Annotated in this window: 14 protein-coding genes; 4 read left to right on the plus strand and 10 right to left on the minus strand. The window is 71.6% G+C overall.

The window, feature by feature from the left end; genetic code table 11:
* Nucleotides 1–67 precede the first annotated feature (67 nt).
* The 7 genes from ACWD4O_RS04915 to ACWD4O_RS04945 all read right to left on the minus strand — a co-directional run bounded on the left by ACWD4O_RS04915 (nt 68) and on the right by ACWD4O_RS04945 (nt 9,794).
* The gene (locus tag ACWD4O_RS04915; RefSeq protein WP_451277459.1) at nt 68–1,522 is read right to left on the minus strand and encodes an Ig-like domain-containing protein; all 1,455 of its coding nucleotides are present in this window, start codon (nt 1,520–1,522) and stop codon (nt 68–70) included.
* A 105-nt stretch (nt 1,523–1,627) separates the two neighbouring features.
* Entirely contained in the window at nt 1,628–2,644 is a 1,017-nt protein-coding gene (locus tag ACWD4O_RS04920) for a hypothetical protein (RefSeq protein ID WP_451277461.1), read from the minus strand.
* Between the two features lie 167 nt (nt 2,645–2,811).
* Nucleotides 2,812–5,244, minus strand: coding sequence for a hypothetical protein (locus ACWD4O_RS04925; protein WP_451277463.1), 2,433 nt, complete (start codon nt 5,242–5,244; stop codon nt 2,812–2,814).
* A complete protein-coding gene (gene pstS / locus ACWD4O_RS04930) occupies nt 5,241–6,950 on the minus strand; it encodes a phosphate ABC transporter substrate-binding protein PstS (RefSeq protein ID WP_451277465.1) in 1,710 nt (569 codons plus the stop codon). The genes ACWD4O_RS04925 and pstS overlap by 4 nt, the downstream gene beginning before the upstream one ends.
* Nucleotides 6,947–8,224 carry a phosphate ABC transporter permease PstA gene (gene pstA / locus ACWD4O_RS04935; protein ID WP_451277467.1) on the minus strand — a complete coding sequence of 426 codons (1,278 nt, stop codon included), beginning with the start codon at nt 8,222–8,224 and terminating at the stop codon, nt 6,947–6,949. Before pstA ends, pstS begins: the two co-directional genes overlap by 4 nt.
* Nucleotides 8,225–8,239: 15 nt before the next feature.
* On the minus strand, nt 8,240–9,256 hold the full coding sequence (gene pstC / locus ACWD4O_RS04940) for a phosphate ABC transporter permease subunit PstC (RefSeq protein ID WP_451277469.1): 1,017 nt from the start codon (nt 9,254–9,256) through the stop codon (nt 8,240–8,242).
* A 265-nt stretch (nt 9,257–9,521) separates the two neighbouring features.
* Nucleotides 9,522–9,794 carry a hypothetical protein gene (locus tag ACWD4O_RS04945; RefSeq protein WP_451277471.1) on the minus strand — a complete coding sequence of 91 codons (273 nt, stop codon included), beginning with the start codon at nt 9,792–9,794 and terminating at the stop codon, nt 9,522–9,524.
* 455 nt (nt 9,795–10,249) lie between these two features.
* Between ACWD4O_RS04945 and ACWD4O_RS04950 the strand changes: the two genes are divergently transcribed.
* A complete protein-coding gene (locus ACWD4O_RS04950; protein ID WP_451277473.1) occupies nt 10,250–11,017 on the plus strand; it encodes a calcium-binding protein in 768 nt (255 codons plus the stop codon).
* A gap of 76 nt (nt 11,018–11,093) precedes the next feature.
* Here ACWD4O_RS04950 and ACWD4O_RS04955 read toward each other — a convergent pair whose 3' ends face one another.
* Nucleotides 11,094–12,767: a hypothetical protein gene (locus ACWD4O_RS04955; protein ID WP_451277475.1), complete on the minus strand. Its 1,674-nt coding sequence runs from the start codon at nt 12,765–12,767 to the stop codon at nt 11,094–11,096.
* Nucleotides 12,768–12,888: 121 nt separating this feature from the next.
* Nucleotides 12,889–13,710, minus strand: coding sequence for a PH domain-containing protein (locus ACWD4O_RS04960; protein ID WP_451277477.1), 822 nt, complete (start codon nt 13,708–13,710; stop codon nt 12,889–12,891).
* 188 nt (nt 13,711–13,898) lie between these two features.
* Here ACWD4O_RS04960 and deoC point away from each other — a divergent pair, with 188 nt between their 5' ends.
* Genes deoC through ACWD4O_RS04975 form a run of 3 tightly spaced genes read left to right on the plus strand, consistent with a single transcriptional unit; the run spans nt 13,899 to nt 17,223 of the window.
* Complete coding sequence (deoC, locus tag ACWD4O_RS04965) at nt 13,899–14,864, plus strand: deoxyribose-phosphate aldolase (protein WP_451277746.1); 966 nt, start codon at nt 13,899–13,901, stop codon at nt 14,862–14,864.
* A 5-nt stretch (nt 14,865–14,869) separates the two neighbouring features.
* The gene (locus ACWD4O_RS04970; protein ID WP_450950839.1) at nt 14,870–16,327 is read left to right on the plus strand and encodes an aldehyde dehydrogenase family protein; all 1,458 of its coding nucleotides are present in this window, start codon (nt 14,870–14,872) and stop codon (nt 16,325–16,327) included.
* The gene (locus ACWD4O_RS04975) at nt 16,324–17,223 is read left to right on the plus strand and encodes an aldehyde dehydrogenase family protein (RefSeq protein ID WP_450950838.1); all 900 of its coding nucleotides are present in this window, start codon (nt 16,324–16,326) and stop codon (nt 17,221–17,223) included. The genes ACWD4O_RS04970 and ACWD4O_RS04975 overlap by 4 nt, the downstream gene beginning before the upstream one ends.
* 274 nt (nt 17,224–17,497) lie before the next feature.
* On the opposite strand, the gene ACWD4O_RS04980 is transcribed toward ACWD4O_RS04975, so the two are convergent.
* Nucleotides 17,498–17,905, minus strand: a complete 408-nt coding sequence (locus tag ACWD4O_RS04980; protein WP_451277480.1) for a hypothetical protein — start codon at nt 17,903–17,905, stop codon at nt 17,498–17,500.
* Nucleotides 17,906–17,923 lie beyond the last annotated feature (18 nt).

Genomic DNA, 17,923 nt, shown 5'->3' on the forward strand with positions numbered 1-17,923 from the left:
GTGTGTGGTGGAGAGACGACAGGCGCGGGCGGCGGGCCGGGAGCCCGCCGCCCGTGCTCCCTCGCCGTTATGAGCGCGGGTCGCCGAAGGTCAGCAGCCCGTTGCGGCGGCCGAAGCGGATGAACAGGACGCCTGCCGTGAACAGGACGAGCGCGCCGACGCCGGAGAACAGCGCGATCTCGCTGCCGGTGGAGGCGAGGCCGCCGCCGGTCGTCGAGGTCCCGCCGGAGCCACCGCCGGTGGTCCCGGAGGTCGTGCCGGAGGTGTCGCCGGTCGGGTCGTCGGTGGGGTCGGTCGTGGGATCGCCCGTCGGGTCGTCGCTGGGGTCGCCCGTCGGGTCGTCCGTGGTGGTCGGCGTCGGGGACGCGGACGGCTCGGGCAGGGTGAAGGCCGCGGTGCTGAACTCCGCGCCGGTGCCGCCGTTGACCTTGCAGTTCTTGCCGGTCGCGGTGAACGTCCAGGACGCCCGGCCGGCCTTGGCGTCGGCGGGAACGGTGAGGGCCGACCAGGTCGCCACTCCGCTCGCGTCGGCGGTGGCGGCGGGGAAGACGGTGTCGTTGCCGCTCATCGTCATCGTGTACGCCGTGCCGGCTGTGCAGCCGCGGACGATCAGCTTGACCTTCTGGCCGCGCTGCAGCTGGGGTTCGGCGGCCAGCCGGGTGTCCGTGGCGTCGCGGATCTCGTAGTCCGCGGGGTACACGAGCACGGTCTTGGCGGCCGCCTCCGAGGCACCCCACTCGGCGGTGGACGCGGGGGTGAAGCGGGCCGTGATGTCGTGCCGCCCCTGGGTCAGGGTCGTGGTGCTGAACTCGGCCTTGCCCGCGGTGACCGTGCCCGTGCCCAGGGTGGCGGTGCCCTCCAGGAAGGTGACGGTGCCGGTGGCCGCGGCCGGTGCGACGGTCGCGGTGAGCTTGACGGCGGCTCCGGGCTCGGCGTCGCCGGGCACGGCGTCCAGGCTGAGGCTGGTGGCCGTCGCGCCCTCGCCGACCACCCAGTTGTCACCGGACACGGTGATCTTCTGGGACCAGAAGGGGTCGCCCGGGACGATCGCCTCGGGCGCCTTGGCCCAGTCGAAGTTGTCCACGCAGCGCAGCCGCAGTTCGTAGGTGCCGTCGCCGGTGATGGCGCTCGCGAGGCTCTCGACCGCCAGCCCCGGGTTGTCCGCGCGGGCCAGTGAGATCGCCGAGGTGGTGGCCGCGGTGTAGGGGCCCTTGTGGGTGATCCCGTTCAGCGCGGTGGCCTCGGTCTTGTCGGCCTTGACCACGTACAGCCTGAGGACGCTGAAGTAGTTGAAGCCCTCCTCGGGTTCCGCGTCGGGGCACCGGCCGGGTATCGAGAGGGAGCCGGCGATGGGCTGCGCGGCGGTCAGGCTGCCACTGGCGGGGGTCAGGGTGAACTCGCCGACGGAGGCGGCCCGGGCGGGCGGCGACTGGGACACGGCCAGGGTCACCAGGCCCAGGGCGAGCAGGGCGCAGGCGGCCAGGGCGGCGGCCGTTCTTCGGAAGGAATGGAGCACTGTCATTTCGTTGCCCCCCGGGGTCGGTTGACGGGTGTACAGGGACAGCGCGCGGAGCCGGGCACCTGACGGTGCCCGGCCGTTGCGCGGGATTCAGCGGACGATCACGGGTCAGCGCTCGCCCGTGAGCGTCGTGGCGCCGCAGTTGGCCACGGTGCCGAAGCCGTAGTTGGTGATCGTGGTGGGGTTGGCGCAGACCTTGGAGGCGGAGCCCACGAAGGTGTCCGCGATGACCGCCTCGCCGAGCCGGGTGCTCTGGACGACGTTGTAGACGTCACGCAGGAAGCCGGCGTCGAAGAGCGTGTTCAGCGCGATCGTGGCGCCCGAGCCGGTGGTCGGGGTCGTGCCGTTGATGCCGCGCAGCCGGGACTCGCCGCGACGGTTCGGGACGTCCGCGTAGCCCTTGCCCTGGGCGATCCACTGGGCGATCGAGTACGGCATCAGCTGGGTGCCGCTGGTGATCGCCGTGCCGTCGTGCTCCTGGATGCCCTGGGTGACGCAGGCGCCGACCTGGGACTCGCTGATGCCGATGGCCGACAGCCAGAAGGTCCGGGTGCCCGAACCGGTCTGCGGCAGCAGCGGCTGCACGGTGATGACGTTGTTCGAGGCGTCGGTGTACGTGCAGTTGGTGTAGATGGACGCCAGCTGCGTCTTCGTCAGGTTGGTCGGGACCGTGCTGCCCAGGTCGGTGGCGTAGGTGACGCCGTCCTTGGCGTACGGGATGAAGGTGAGGTCGGCGGTGCTGGTGTCGGCCGGGCCGCGCGAGGAGCGGGCGAAGTCGAGGCAGCCGGTGGCGGCGGTGATGTCGTTGTTCAGCGCCGTGATGCCGGCCGAGGAGCCGTTCGGGCGGTTGATCGTGCAGTTCGGCTTGGTCGCCGGGTCCTTGGTGGTGATGGTGGTGTTGATGGGCGTCGCGTCGTACGACGCGATGACGCTGCCGTTGGCGTTCGTGATGACGTCGCCCAGGCCGTTCATGACGTACTGAGTGGTGTCCGAACCCACACCGGCGAGCTGACGGTAGTCACTGGTCGAGCCCGGGTCGGCCGAGGCCGGAGCGGCCAGGATGCCGAGACCGAGAGCCGCGACACCGAAAGCGGCGCCGACCTGAGCGCGAGACTTGACGTTCATTTCTGAACCCCTCGTTCTGGATTGCGAAGAATGGACGTTCAGCAGAATCCGGATTTTGTTGCGGCCGACCCGTCGATCGGCCACTGCGTACATTTCCAGGATTCCTCCCCGATGGCCAACGAACTGCCCATGAGGGAAAGGTTAAGCGGAGATTTCCTAAGCGCCCCCTAGGGGGACCGCCGTTGGGCAAGGCGCAGCATTATCGGACCGGAAAGTCCGGCCGCTCCGCCGATAAACAGAACGACCAGGAGAACCCAGCGGATAATTCCCAGTACGTCTTTAGGAGTGACTCCGCCGGCGGTATTCGCCACGTTTTCCTGTGGCCCCGCGGAGGGCGCGCCGGAGCCGCCCGCGGCACCGGCCGCGGGGGTGGCGGAGCTGTCCGTGCCGCCGGTTCCACCGGTGGCCGCGCCCCCGGTGTCCGCGCCGGAGGAGGTGCCTGCGCTGTCGGTCCCGGAGTCGGTGCCGGTGTCGGACGGGTCGGACGACGGGTCGGTCGTGGTCGCGCCGCGCTCCAGGGCGGTGGCGGCGGTCTGCGCCTGTGTGCGCTGCTCGGCCGGCAGCGGCGCGTAGCCCGGGGGCAGTTCGCCCGCGGACAGGCCCGGGGTCTGGCCGGCTCCGGCCGCGTACCTCATGAACCTGGCGTACGCCTGGCGGGCCTTGGCGTCCTGGTTCAGCGAGGCCGCGGCGTAGGCGACGGCGGTCAGCGGGTACGCCTGCCCCTTGGCCAGCGCCGGATCGGGCTTGAGCACGGTCGCGTCCACGGTGGACGGCTGCATCCGGCCGACGGCGGCCGTCAGCGTGTCGGCCGTGGGCTTCACGAAGGCGCCGCCCGCGTTGCGCAGGGCCGCCGTCTTGAGTCCGTAGCGCTCCGCCGACGCGGTGTCGACGATCGCCATCACGGCGTGCCGGCCCGACCACGGCACCTCGTTGGCGAGCTTGGGCGGGGCGTTGTTCCCCGGCTCCCACTTGACGGTGCTGTTGTTGTTCCCGCGGCGGGTGCGCAGCGCGGCGTCGTGCAGGTCGGCCGTGTACGGGTCGAGGTCTGTCACCGCGTAGGTGAGGGGCGGATCGCTGTTGGCGACGGCCGGCGAGGTGGTCGGGTCCACCTTGGGGAAGTCGGTGAGCGAGGTGGCCGCGGCCAGGTTCATGTCCTTGTAGTAGCTGTTCACCGTCATTCCCCAGCGGTCCGGCTGACCGGCGAGGAAGTCCCGGGCCTCCTGGTCCGACTGGAGCCAGTTCCAGACGATCCGGGTGGTGTCGGAACTCTGCAGCGGAACCATGAGACTCGACGGCTGTCCGCTCAGTGCCGGGAATTCAGGATTCAGCTCCTTGAATTCCGGGTCCTGGTTGAAGAACAGCGGATTTCCGTCCAGATGGGCCGGCGGGTTCGGCAGGGTCAGCGTCACGTCCTTGACATAGGAGTGCGTGAGCATCTTGGCGACGAGCCGCGGTGTCAGTTTCATTTCCTGCACCACGCCGGACGCGCTTTCCATGAAGAACGCGATCGTCAGCCCGGACACCGCCACCGGCGCGTGCACGACCTTCGGCGCGCCTTCCGACGGGGCCACCGGATCGACGGTGAAGCCGAGCACGGGCGTCTCGGCCGTGGTGGCCTGCACCTGGGTGCGGGCCGGCTCCTCGCCGCCCTGGGTGAAGGCGAAGGTGCTGCCGGTGGAGGCGCAGAGCTTCGGCTGCCAGGAGGTGACGGCGTCCGTCGCCAGCTCCGAGCCGGCCGTGGGCCGCTCCGGCTGGCCGGCCGGGCAGAACTCGTCGACCGGCAGGAAGTCCAGCTTGACCACCAGCCGCTGGGCCCAGTTCGTGGTGGACAGGGGCGAGCCGTCGATCGTGCCGTCCTGGCCCGGCCGTGTGACGTCCGTGCCGTCGGCGTTGTGCGTGCCGCGCGGCACGACGACCAGCCAGCACGACCGGGGCACGGGGGTGGCCCCGGTGGGCGCCGTGTTCAGTCCGCATCCCAGGTGGGGCGCCTGGATGCCGTCCTGGACCTCGAAGGTCGTCTCGCCCTCGCCGCCCGCGAAGGTGCGGTTGGCGGGCTGCTCGTTGGTGTCCAGCGGACCGAAGTAGGTCTTGTCGTTGGGGGTCGTGGTGGGCGGGAAGTCGCCGGCGGGGCGGAACGGGACGAACGCGCCGGGGCCGGTGTACTGCGTCTCGTCGAGGTCGGCCCCCGCGGGGATCGAGCGGCCGTCCACGCCGGTGCCCGGGAGCGGGATCCCGGATCCGCCGTACACGCAACTCTCGCGTGTGGGGCCGGTCGCGTCGTCGCCCCAGCACTGCATGATCTGGAGGTAGTTGGTCCAGAACGCCGTGTCGGTCGTCGTGGGCGTGCCGCCCTCCCAGGTGACCTGGACGCCCTGGGTGCGCAGGTTCTTCGTCTGGTGGACCGTCACCTTCAGGCCGGAGAAGTCGTCGTACTTGCCCTGCTTCCCGGTCACCGTCACCGCGGAGCCGTCCGCGGCCGCGGCGGGCGTGGTGGCGGGCGGCACCGGCAGCACGGCCAGCACGAGGCCGGCCACCAGGGCGCCCACGGCGGCGACGACACGCGACCGGGACACGGCCGCCGGCCGGAACAGGGCGGTCATGCCGAACCTCCGTTGCGGCGCGTCCGGTTGGACATCAGCCGGCCGATCAGCGGCGGTCCCACGACCACGCCGAGCAGCAGGACGGCCGACAGCGCCATCAGCGCGGTGCGCAGCCCGAGGGCGTCGCCGGAGGCGAGGGAGACCGGGCTCGCGGCGACCGAGGTGTCCCCGGTGCCGCCGTCCGCGCCGAGCACCTCACCGGTGTCGGGGTCGACGACCGTGCCGCCGGTCGTGCCGCCCGCCGCGGTCGTGCCGCCGGTCGTGCCGCCGGTGGCGCCGCCCGAACCGGTCGTCCCCGAACCGCCCGTCGCGGTCGAGCCGCCGGTCGTGCCGCCGGTGGAACCGGAGCCGCCCGAGGCGCTGCCTCCGCTGCTGCCGGAGGACGTGGTGGGCGTCCTGGCGCCGCCGGTGCCGGCGGCGCACTGGTCGGAGCCCTTCTTGTCGCAGGCCTGCGGGTACTTGGCGTTCTTGGCCAGCAGGTTCGTCCCGTCGCTGGAGAACGTCGGGTTGTTGCACTTGCTGATGTTGATGTTCTCCGCCTGGGCGCCGGGGATCTTGCGCACCTGTTCCATGGCCGCCTCGACCAGGTTGATCGGCAGCGGCGAGTAGCCGAGCCGGTCGGCCTGCTGCTGGCCCTCGCACAGGAAGTAGTTGCTGAACGCGCTCAGCGTGGCGCCCTTGGCCTTGGTGAAGTCCATCTCCTCCTTGATCGGGATGATCATGTAGCTGTAGCTGGACAGCGGGTAGGTGCGCCGGTCGCTGTAGGAGTAGACGGTGTCCAGGTTCTGGGTCAGGTAGTTCGCGGAGCGCGGGTCGTTGTTGATCTTGGCTTTGGTCAGCGCGACCGCCACGGCGGAGGCGGTCGGCTCCACGTAGTAGCCGGACTTGTTGAGGACCTTGGCCACCGGGAAGCCCGCGTTCGTGGCGTACGAGTACTCCACGTAGGTGATGGCGCCCTCGGCCTGCGGCTGCTTGGTGTAGCCCGCGACGCCGAGCGAACCTGACTGGGCGACGAAACCGGAGCCCGGGATGTTCGGGAAGTACGAGGTCAGACCGCAGGGTGTGGGCTTGCCCGCCCGACGGCAGTAGTCGTTCCAGAGCGCGGAGTGCTGCTTGGACATCCACAGCGTGAACTGCGCGGTGGTGCCCGAGCCGTCGGAGCGGATGACCGGGACGATCCGGCGGGCCGGCAGGGCCAGCTTGGGGTTGTCCGCCTTGATCTCCGCCGCGTTCCACATAGTGAGCTTGCCGGTGAAGATCTTGGTGAGGACGTCCCCGGACAGCCGCAGGTTGGTGACCCGCTTTCCGCCGATCTTCAGGTTGTACATGAACGACGTGCCGCCGGCCACGATCGGCATATAGGCGTAGTCGCGCTCCGGCGGGGAGTCCGTCGACCCGAACTCGGTGAGCCCGTAGGGGATCTCGGAGACGCCGAAGTCGGAGGTGCCGTTGGCGAACTGGGTCCGGCCGACCGTGGAGCCCACCGACGAGTAGTTCACGGTCATGCCCTGCTGGCGGACGTTGCGGCGCCACTGCTCGATGGCGTTGGCGCTCCACGTCGAGCCGGAGCCGCTGATCTTCACATAGCTCGCGGCCTCGGCCCCCGGCGGATGCAGGGCCAGCAGCGCGCAGACCAGGGCGACGACCAGCGCCCACGCCTGGTACACACGCAGGGCGCGCGGACGACGGACGGGTGCGGGTATCACGTGGTGCTCCTCGTCGATACGGAACCGGTCGATACGGAACGGGCCGCGGCGCCGGCCGAAGCGGCGCCGGCGGTCCCGCGGGCGGCGAAGCGCTGCGCGTCGCGGCGGGACCTCCTGACCCGGCGGTGCTCCTGACGTCGGGTCAGCCGGCCCGGCCCGCGGCCGCCGATGACCCGGGCGATCACGAACAGGACGAGCACCAGCATCAGCAGGACCGCCGCGGTGCCGAAGCCGCGGGCGATGTAGGAGGGCTCGGGGGACTTGACGAGTTCGAAGGCGGCCAGCGGCAGCGACACCATCGGGTCCTTGAGCGGGTCGGTGTTGAGCTCCGCGGTGAAGCCGGCGGTCAGCAGGACGGGCGAGGTCTCGCCCACCCCGCGCGCGGTGCCGAGGATGACGGCCGTGGTGAGCCCGGACCGGGAGGTGGGCAGCACCACGTGCCAGACCGTGCGCCAGCGCGAGGTGCCGAGCGCGTAGGACGCCTCCCGCAGCGTGCCCGGGACCAGCCGGATCACCACGTCCGAGGCGCGGATGACGATCGGCAGCATCATCACGGAGATCGCGAGCGCGGCGGCGAGCCCGGACCGGTCGAAGCCGAGGCCCAGGATGATCGTCGCGTAGATGAACAGACCGGCCACGATGGACGGCAGCGCGGTCATCGCCTCGACGATGGTGCGCACGAACCGGCTGAACGGGCCCGGCACCTCGTTCAGGAAGACCGCGCACACCAGCCCGGTGGGGATGCAGATCACCAGGGCGATGGTGATCTGCCACAGCGTCCCGACGATCGCGTGCAGGATGCCGCCGACGCTCAGCGGCTCCACCGGCCCCGCGTCGGCCATCGACTGCGTGTAGAAGTTCAGGTGCGGCAGCGCCTCACGGCCCTCGTAGAGGGTGTAGACGACCACGAAGGCCAGCGCGGCGAGCATCACCAGGCCGAGACTCTGGACGATCACGGCGGCCACCCGGTCGCGGACGGCGGGCCCGTCCTCGTCGAAGGAGACGAGCAGCGCGTAGAGGCCGACGAAGAGCACGTAGGCGACGACGAGGAAGCCGAGGGTGCCGTTGAAGGGCAGCATCCGGTCGAACAGCAGCCAGGTGACGGCGAGGGCGGCGGCGCCGGCGCCCAGCAGCGCGTACACGTCGGTGGCGTGCAGCGTGGCCAGGTTGCGGCGCGATTCTTCGCGCGTCGACCTGCCGCCGGTCCTGCGGGCGGGCAGCTCGGTGGCCGCGGCCCGGTCGCCGGGCGGGCTCTGCGGAGCGGTGACGGTCATCGGGGCTCGGTCTCCTCAGGAGTCGCTCGTCGCGCCGGAACGGCTGCGGGCGACGATCGACGAAGCGGCGAAGTTGACGACGAGGGTCATCAGGAAGAGCGCGAGGCCGGCGGCCATCAGCGCCGACATGCCGAGGTCGGTCGCCTCGCCGTAGCGCAGGGCGATCAGCGAGGAGACCGAGCTGGTGCCGTTCTGCAGGATGTGCGGCTGGATCGCGAAGACCGGCGAGATGATCAGGTAGACGGCGATGGTCTCGCCGAGCGCCCGGCCCAGGCCCAGCATGGTGCCGCCGATCATGCCGCCCTTGCCGAAGGGCAGGACGACGCTGCGGATCATGCCCCAGCGGTGCGCGCCGAGCGCGTACGCGCCCTCCCGCTCGCCGACCGGGGCCTGCGAGAACACCTCCCGCACCACCGAGCAGATGATCGGCGCGACCATCAGGGAGACGACGATGCCGGCGATGAAGGTGGAGGAGGTGAAGACCGTCGCGGTGGCGAGCGGGTCCGTCGGGTCGGCGCCGTCGACGCTGAACAGCGGGATCCACCCGAAGTAGGTGGAGATCCAGCGGGACAGGGTGACCACGTGCCCCTGGAAGAAGAACAGCCCCCACAGGCCGTAGACCACGGACGGCACGGCGGCCATCAGGTCGACGACGCTGATGAGGGTCTGGCGGATCCGCGGCGGCGCGTACTCGGAGATGTACAGCGCGGTGCCGATCGCCAGCGGTACCGCGCACACGATGGCGACCATGGCGATCAGCAGGGTTCCGACGATCACCGCCGCGATGCCGAAGTTGCCGCCCTCGGGCTCCCACGCCTCGGTGGTGACGAAGCCCCACTTCGCGACCGACAGCGCCTGCCAGGCCCGATACGTCAGAAAGCCGCCGACGAGCAGCATGATCGCGAGCACGAGCGTGCCGCCACCGCGCAGGACGCCCCGGAACACACGGTCCGGTACGCCCTGGTCTGGGTACAGGCGTCTGGGAGGGTCGTCCGCGGGGGCCACGGACCGCTCGATGATTCGCGTCGTCACACATGACGACATTTCTGAGGCGGGATGGACGCGTGTAGACCTGAACGTGAACGAGACGCCCCCGCGGGGCAACTTCCGATGTTGACGTGAACGCGGCGACAGGAGGGGACAGACAGGAGAGGGCAAGGGTCCGAACCCTTGCGGGCGGCGGTCCCTTGCCCCTGGCCGACGGCCGATCCGTCAGCTGTTCGTACGGCTCACTCGCTCATACGGCTCAGTCGCCCATGCGACTCACTCGCTCGTGCGACTCACCCGCCGGTGCGGCTCACTCGGCGTCCCCCCACGGAATCACCCCGCCCGATCCGAGGTCGGCCAGCAGCGCCCGGAACCGCTCGTACGCCGCCTGGCAGGTCGAGTGCCGCTCGTAGGCACGCGAGGACACCGCCACGACGCCGCCGACGGGGTCACGTAACCGCCAGACCCAGCCGCTGCCCTCGGTGGTGTGGTGCACCGCGCCGGCCATCTTCCCGACGTCGGCGCAGGTCCGTTCGAAAGCGGCTCGGCACTCGCCGTAGTCCCGGTACGTTCTCGCGGCCACGGCGATCACCCGCCCGTTCGTGGCGGTCAGTCTCCACGAGTAAGTGCCGTCTGCACCTATATCTATTTGACAGCGCGTGCCGGGTGCGGCCGCGCCCCCCATTCTTGCCGACATCCATCCCCACTCCTGTATCCCCATATCAGGAAGCCGCACGAGTCGACGTTGGTTCGCCGCCTCATACGGCACCCGCAGGCTAGTGAGGGGAACGCGACAGGAGATCAACAGGTTCGACTGTTTTCACTCGAAAGTTGCCCCTAGTTCACACACCGATCGACAGAAAACGACAGGAGTGGGTGTATTCCCCACGGCGGTCCCACGGCACGCCTAGGTGGCGGCCAGGCCCACTGGAATTTGCACCGAGTTTCCCCTTCGGTTTTCCACCGAATCGTCCCACCCGATATTTCTTTTCATGACAACCGACCACGGAATTCGCATTTCACCATTGGGGATTTCTCATGCGTATTTACTCCGCAGTCGCCGCCGCGTGCGGCGTCGTGGCCCTGTCCGCCCTCGCCGTTCCCACCGCGCACGCGGACGAGCAGTTCGGCGACACCGACGTCACCGGTGTGGTCGTGGGCGACGGCCGTCCCGTCGTCGTCGGCACGAGCGCGAGAACCGTCACCGTCGAGGTCACCGCGACCGACCCGACCGGCCTCGACCAGATCAACGCCACCCTCTACCACGGCTCGTTCGCCGCCCCGGACGCCAAGGTGGCCCCGGCCGCGGCCTGCGGCCCGACCACCGACACCACCAGCACCTGCACCCTGACCTTCACCCTCGCCCCCGGCACCGCCCCGGCCACCGACGCACAGGCCGGCGCATGGAGCGTCAGCGCCTACGCGATCGGCGCCGACGGCGACGCCGAGTTCCTCGACGCCGCGGCCGGTTTCAGCGTGCTGCGCGAGTCCCGGGCGACCGTCGCCGCCACTCCCGCCCGGGTGAAGTGGGGCCGCACCGTCGCCCTCACGGGCGGCGTGACGCACGCCGGCTGGGCGACCGGCGCATCCGTGCCCGCCGAGGCGGGACAAGCCGTCCAGCTCCAGTTCCGCCCGAAGGGCAGCAGCTCCTTCTGCACCCTGAAGACCGTCTCGACGACTGCCGGCGGCGCCCTCTCCACCACCGTCCGCGCATACACGGACGGCACCTACCGGTGGTCCTACGCCGGCACGGCGAGCACCGCGCCCGCGCTCTCCCCGGGCGCCTTCGTCGACGTCGTGGGCTGACCCCCGGACCCGACCGCGCCGGGCTCCCCGCACGGGAAGCCCGGCGCCTGCCCCGCCCCGCGCAGCCCGCGAGCCGTCACGCCAGGAGGAACACCGCCGCCGCGCCCACGGCCCCGATGACGACCCCGATCGGCCACAGCAGCCGCCCGCGCTGCCGGTCGTCCCCCACACCGACCGGCCGCAGCGCCGGCTCCCGCCACATCGCGGAGATCTCGGCGGCCGCGCGCTCGTACGGGTGGGTCCTGCCGAGCCTGCGCTCCAGCCACCGCCAACGCGGCGAGGCCACCGTCCACTCCTCGAACGACGCCCGCTTGCTGTCGATCCGCAGCTGAAAACCCTCGCACCGGACGATCCTGATGTGGTCCCAGGCGATGTGCCGGGTCTCCCGGAAGCCGTTGAACCACAGGCCCTCGCGGTCGGCGGTGATCCGCCAGGCGAGCCGGCGCGGCAGCAGCAGGGCGGCGAGCAGGGTCAGCGCGAGGCCGTAGACGAACCCCCACCACCCGGACTCCCAGAGGGTCACGACGTACAGCACCCCCACCACGACGGCGAACCGGTCGGCCCACCCCGCACGCCAGTGCCGGACCTCCACCGGCGTCCCCCCGCCGGCCCCCTCGGCGACGGCCGCGGCGGCGGCCCGGCGCAGCGCCTCGTCATGAGCCTCGTGACCGGCCTTCCGCTTCTCCTCCCGGACCGTCCGCCGGACCGCGCCCGCCGTCATCGGCCGCACGGGCCCCACGGACGCCTCCACCACGGGCGGCTCACCGGCCTCCTCCGAGGCGGCGACGAACACGATCTCGGCGCCGTCGTAGGGGACGCCGTACATCACGCCCTCCCGCAACGGCCCGGCCCGCCCGGCGTCGACCCGCTCGATCAGGTCCCGGATCTCGTCGTCATCGCCGTCATCGTCATCGCCGCCCTCATCGTCGTCGCCGTCGTCCGTCGAGTCGTCGAGCTCGGAGGTGGCGACCGTGAACAGGGGCCGCAGCGCGGCGATGTCGTCGGCGGCGAAGACCTCGGTGTCGACCTCGCTGTTCTCGCGCAGGAGCACGCGCAGCACCGGGACCGGCACTCCCCGCAGGGCGAGGGCCCGGCGGCGGCCCAGGGCCCCGGAGACCAGCAGGGTGAGGCCGAGCCCGGCGAGGCCCCAGGCGGCCCCCGGGGTCGCCTGCCGGTCGTCGACACCGCCCCAGAGGTCGGCGGTCGCGTACAGCACCCCGCCGGCGACGACCGTCACGAGCCCGCACCACAGCAGGAACGTGCCGCGTTCCACCCGTCCGAACATGGTCCCCGACACCACGGCGGTCGCACCGCCGGCGGCCGCAAGGCCCTCCGCCCGCTGCCGCCTGCGCGCGGCGAGCCGCAGCCAGACGGCCGCCCAGACCCCCACGAGCGCGACCGCGAGCCCCCACCGCAGACCCGGGTGCAGATCCCCGAGCGCCAGCACCACGACGAGGGCGACGGGCGCGAGGACCGCGGCCGCCTCGGGCCGCAGCACCAGCCACACCAGGTGCAGGGCGACCAGGGCCGCGCCCCACGCGGGCAGCGCGCCGTTCGCGCTCAGCAGACCGGCGCCGGGCACGGCCAGCAGCAGCAGCGGCACGACCGCCGAGAGCCGCGCCCGCACAGGCACCCAGCGCGGGGGCAGCGCCCGCGTCCAGCGCTCCGCCTGCTCGGCGTCCCAGGACGGACAGCCGTCCGGTATCGCCGAATCGGGCAGCCGCAGCACCCCACCGGAATTCGTACTCATCGCTCCCCCAACCCACGGGCCCCGGCAGGAAGGCCGGCACGGCGACCGGGGCGAGCGCCGATGATGACCGATGAACCTGTGACCGGGGAAGTCCCCTCCCGATCACCCTCCGGTCCCCCGATCACCCCACAGCCAGCAGAATCCCCAGCACCACGGCCCCGGCCGCGGCCGGTCCCAGGATCTCCCAGGCCCAGCGCACGGTCACTTCCCCCTGGGCGCTCTCGTCCTTCTCGTGCGCCTCCCACAGCTGCCGGAGCTCGTCCATGACCCGGTCGGTCTCGGCACGCGCGGGCCCGTCCGGCACGGCACGGCCGGCCCGCGCGCGACCGCCGCCGCCGCCGAAGCCGCCGAGTGCGCCGAGCCCGTCGGCGCTCCGGGAGGCGGTCCGGCCGTCGCGCTGCTCGGCCCTCGCGCGGGTCTCCTGCCGGGTCGCGCGCTTGCGCGCCCGCAGCGAGACGGGGACGGACCACAGCTGGAACTTCTTGCCCGACGCGGCGACGACCTCGTTGGAGTAGCCGGACCGGAGCGCGGCGACCTGCCCCCAGGGCAGCACGATCACCCGGAACGGATTGCGCACCCGCAGCCGGTCCTCGCCCGCGTACACGGCGGGCCGCAGGGTGAGGGCGACGGTCAGCGGCACGACCAGGATCAGCACCGCCAGCGCCAGCCACGGCGTGCGCCCCTCGCCCGCGACGATCGCGTCGACGCCCAGCCAGCCGACCAGCCCCAGCAGCAGCACGCCACCGACGATGCCGGCGGGCGACCGGTAGATGCGGTCCTTGGTCTCGACACCCGGGACGACCGACGCCCCGGACACCCCGGACGCCTCGGACACCCCGGACGTCTCCGAGATCTCCGGCGTCTCCGGCACCTCCGGCGTCTTCGGCGTTTCCGAGGACCCCGAGGGCCGGCGCGCTGGTTCCTGGTCTTCCGGGCTCGTCATGGCCCCGATTCTGCCCGACGACCGCGGCCCGCTCCCACGCGGAGCCCGCGCGGCTCCCGCGCGGTGCCCACGCGGAGCCCACGCGGTGCCCACGCGGAGCCCACGCGGGGCGACGGCCTGCGGCGCCCCCGAAAGGACTTCCGGGGGTGTACACCCGCTACGCGCGTAGATATGCTCGTCTGGTGACCATGCCCACCAATGCACCTGCACCCACGGCAGCGCAGGCACTCACGGACGTGACCTCGTCCGACACCTCGCTGCGCCGCTTCCTCCACGGGCTGCCCGGCGTCGACGCGGTCGGCCTGGAGGCGCGCGCCGCCGCGCTCGGCACCCGTTCCATCAAGACGACCGCCAAGGCGTACGCCATCGACCTCGCCATCTCGATGGTCGACCTGACGACGCTGGAAGGCGCGGACACCCCGGGCAAGGTCCGGGCGCTCGGCGCGAAGGCGGCCCGTCCCGACCCGACCGACCGGACGACCCCCACCACGGCCGCGGTCTGCGTCTATCCCGACATGGTGGCCGTCGCCAAGGAGGCCGTCGCGGGCTCCGGCGTCAAGGTCGCCTCGGTCGCCACCGCCTTCCCGGCCGGCCGCGCCGCCCTCGACGTCAAGCTGGCGGACGTCCGTGACGCGGTCGCCGCCGGCGCCGACGAGATCGACATGGTCATCGACCGTGGGGCGTTCCTCGCGGGCAGGTACATGAAGGTGTACGACGAGATCGTCGCCGTGAAGGAGGCCTCCGGGGCGGCCCGCCTCAAGGTCATCTTCGAGACGGGCGAGCTGTCGACGTACGACAACATCCGACGGGCGAGCTGGCTCGGCATGCTGGCCGGGGCGGACTTCATCAAGACGTCCACCGGCAAGGTCGCCGTCAACGCCACCCCCGCCAACACCCTGCTCATGCTGGAGGCCGTACGCGACTTCCGGCAGCAGACCGGCGTCCAGGTCGGTGTGAAGCCCGCCGGCGGCATCCGCACCACCAAGGACGCGATCAAGTTCCTCGTCCTGGTGAACGAGACCGCGGGCGAGGACTGGCTGGACAACCACTGGTTCCGCTTCGGCGCCTCCTCGCTTCTCAACGACCTGCTGATGCAGCGTCAGAAGCTGGCCACCGGCCGCTACTCCGGCCCCGACTACGTGACGGTGGACTGATCACCATGGCTTCGGTATTCGAATACGCACCGGCGCCCGAGTCCCGCTCGGTCGTCGACATCGCCCCCTCCTACGGCCTGTTCATCGACGGCGAGTTCGTCGAGGCGGCCGACGGCAAGGTCTTCAAGACGGTCAGCCCCAGCACGGAGGAAGTCCTCTCCGAGATCGCCCAGGCGGGCGAGGCGGACGTCGACCGCGCGGTGAAGGCCGCCCGCAAGGCCTTCGAGAAGTGGTCCGAGCTGCCGGGCGCCGAGCGCGCGAAGTACCTCTTCCGCATCGCCCGGATCATCCAGGAGCGCAGCCGCGAGCTCGCCGTCCTGGAGACCCTCGACAACGGCAAGCCCATCAAGGAGACGCGCGACGCCGACCTCCCCCTGGTCGCCGCGCACTTCTTCTACTACGCGGGCTGGGCCGACAAGCTCGACCACGCGGGCTACGGCGCGAACCCGCGTCCCCTGGGCGTGGCCGGCCAGGTCATCCCCTGGAACTTCCCGCTGCTGATGCTGGCGTGGAAGATCGCCCCGGCGCTCGCCACCGGCAACACGGTGGTGCTGAAGCCGGCGGAGACCACTCCCCTGTCGGCGCTGTTCTTCGCGGACGTCTGCCGCCAGGCCGGCCTCCCCAAGGGCGTCGTCAACATCCTCCCCGGCTACGGCGGCGCGGGCGCCGCGCTCGTCGCGCACCCGGATGTGAACAAGGTCGCCTTCACCGGCTCCACGGCCGTCGGCAAGGAGATCGCACGCACGGTCGCGGGCAGCCGCAAGAAGCTCACCCTCGAGCTGGGCGGCAAGGGCGCCAACATCGTCTTCGACGACGCGCCGATCGACCAGGCGGTGGAGGGGATCGTCAACGGGATCTTCTTCAACCAGGGCCAGGTCTGCTGCGCGGGCTCCCGGCTGCTCGTCCAGGAGTCGATCCAGGACGAGCTGCTGGACTCGCTGAAGCGCCGTCTGTCCACCCTGCGCCTCGGCGACCCGCTCGACAAGAACACGGACATCGGCGCGATCAACTCCGAGGAGCAGCTCTCCCGGATCACCTCGCTCGTCGAGCAGGGCGAGGCGGAGGGCGCCGAGCGCTGGTCCCCGGAGTGCGAACTGCCCACCGCCGGCTACTGGTTCGCGCCGACGCTGTTCACGAACGTCACCCAGGCCCACAAGGTCGCCCGCGACGAGATCTTCGGCCCGGTCCTGTCGGTCCTCACCTTCCGCACGCCGGACGAGGCCGTCGCCAAGGCCAACAACACGCCGTACGGCCTGTCGGCGGGCATCTGGACGGAGAAGGGCTCGCGCATCCTCGCGGTCGCGAACAAGCTGCGCGCCGGTGTCGTCTGGTCCAACACGTTCAACAAGTTCGACCCGACGTCGCCGTTCGGCGGCTACAAGGAGTCGGGCTTCGGCCGCGAGGGCGGCCGCCACGGCCTGGAGGCGTACCTCGCCCCGTCGAGCCCGGAGGGCGAGCGATGAAAGAAAATACAGTTGATCGCTTGACTGTGCTGAAGACCTACAAGCTGTACGTCGGCGGGAAGTTCCCGCGTTCCGAGAGCGGCCGGGTGTACGAGGTGAGCGACTCCAAGGGCAAGTGGCTGGCGAACGCCCCGCAGTCGAGCCGCAAGGACGCCCGTGACGCGGTCGTCGCCGCCCGCAAGGCGTTCGGCGGCTGGGCCGGGGCGACGGCGTACAACCGCGGCCAGGTCCTCTACCGCGTCGCGGAGATGCTGGAGGGCCGCCGGGACCAGTTCACCCGTGAGGTCGCCGACGCCGAGGGCCTGTCGAAGTCCAAGGCGGCTCTTCAGGTGGACGCGACGATCGACCGCTGGGTCTGGTACGCGGGCTGGACCGACAAGATCGCCCAGATCGTGGGCGGCGGCAACCCGGTCGCGGGCCCGTACTTCAACCTCTCCTCCCCCGAGCCCACGGGCGTGGTCACGGTGCTGGCCCCCCAGGAGTCGTCGTTCCTGGGCCTGGTGAGCGTCCTCGCCCCGGTGATCGCGACGGGCAACACCGCGATCGTGATCGCGAGCGAGCGGTCCCCGCTCCCCGCGCTCTCCCTCGCCGAGGTCCTGGCCACCTCCGACGTCCCCGGCGGGGTCGTCAACGTCCTCTCCGGCCGTACGGCGGAGATCGCGGCGCCCCTGGCCGCGCACCAGGACGTCAACGCGATCGACCTGGCCGGCGCCGACGAGGCGCTGGCGAAGGAACTGGAGATCGCGGCGGCCGACAACCTGAAGCGCGTCCTTCGTCCACAGCCTGTGGACGACTGGTCGGCGGCTCCCGGGACGGACCGTATGACGGCCTTCCTGGAGACGAAGACGGTCTGGCACCCGACGGGTTCGCTGGGCGCGTCGGGCTCGGCGTACTAGGACCTGTCCGGCCGATCAAGTCGCAGGAAAGCGACGGTGCCGAATCAGCGCCGGGGAGCGGGGTGTGGTGCGTGCAGCTGCAAGGCGGAGGAGGGAGTCGACGCGGAGCGTCGGCGAGTGACGACAACGCCGCAGATGGGCGTGCCACACCCCGCGTCTGCGGCATGATCGGCCGGACAGGTCCTAGACGCTGTCCGAGTCCGGCCCCGACACGCGGAAGCCGCGCCGCCCCTCCGTCCGGGGGCGACGCGGCTTCCGTCCATGAGAAGGGCGGTCAGCCGCCCAGCAGCTTCGTCGCCTCCCCCAGCACCGGGATCGAGCCGATCGACTGCGCCTGCGCCACCGGCCCGGTCAGCATCTGGGAGGTGATCGGCCGGAAGTCGGCGAGCTGGGTGCCGACGCCGTTGTCGAGGGGGTCGACGCCGGTGCCCGCGAGGGGGTTGGGCTTGAGGCCGGAGACCGCGCCGGTGACGTACGTCAGGGAGCCGAGCGCACCCTGCACGCCCGCCTGCGGGTCGATCCGGCCGATCGACGTGGGGCGCGTCCGCAGCCCGTCGACGACCGGCTCGCCGGTGGCCGCGACGGCACTGCCGGCGCCCGCCCCCAGCGCCACCCCGGCGGTCGCGAGGGCGGCGAGGGCGCGCCGGCCGGTGGAGTTCTGGGGGGAGTCGTGTCGGGCCATCGCATTGCCGCCTTCTGC

It is taken from the genome of Streptomyces sp. NPDC002623 (assembly GCF_053592635.1).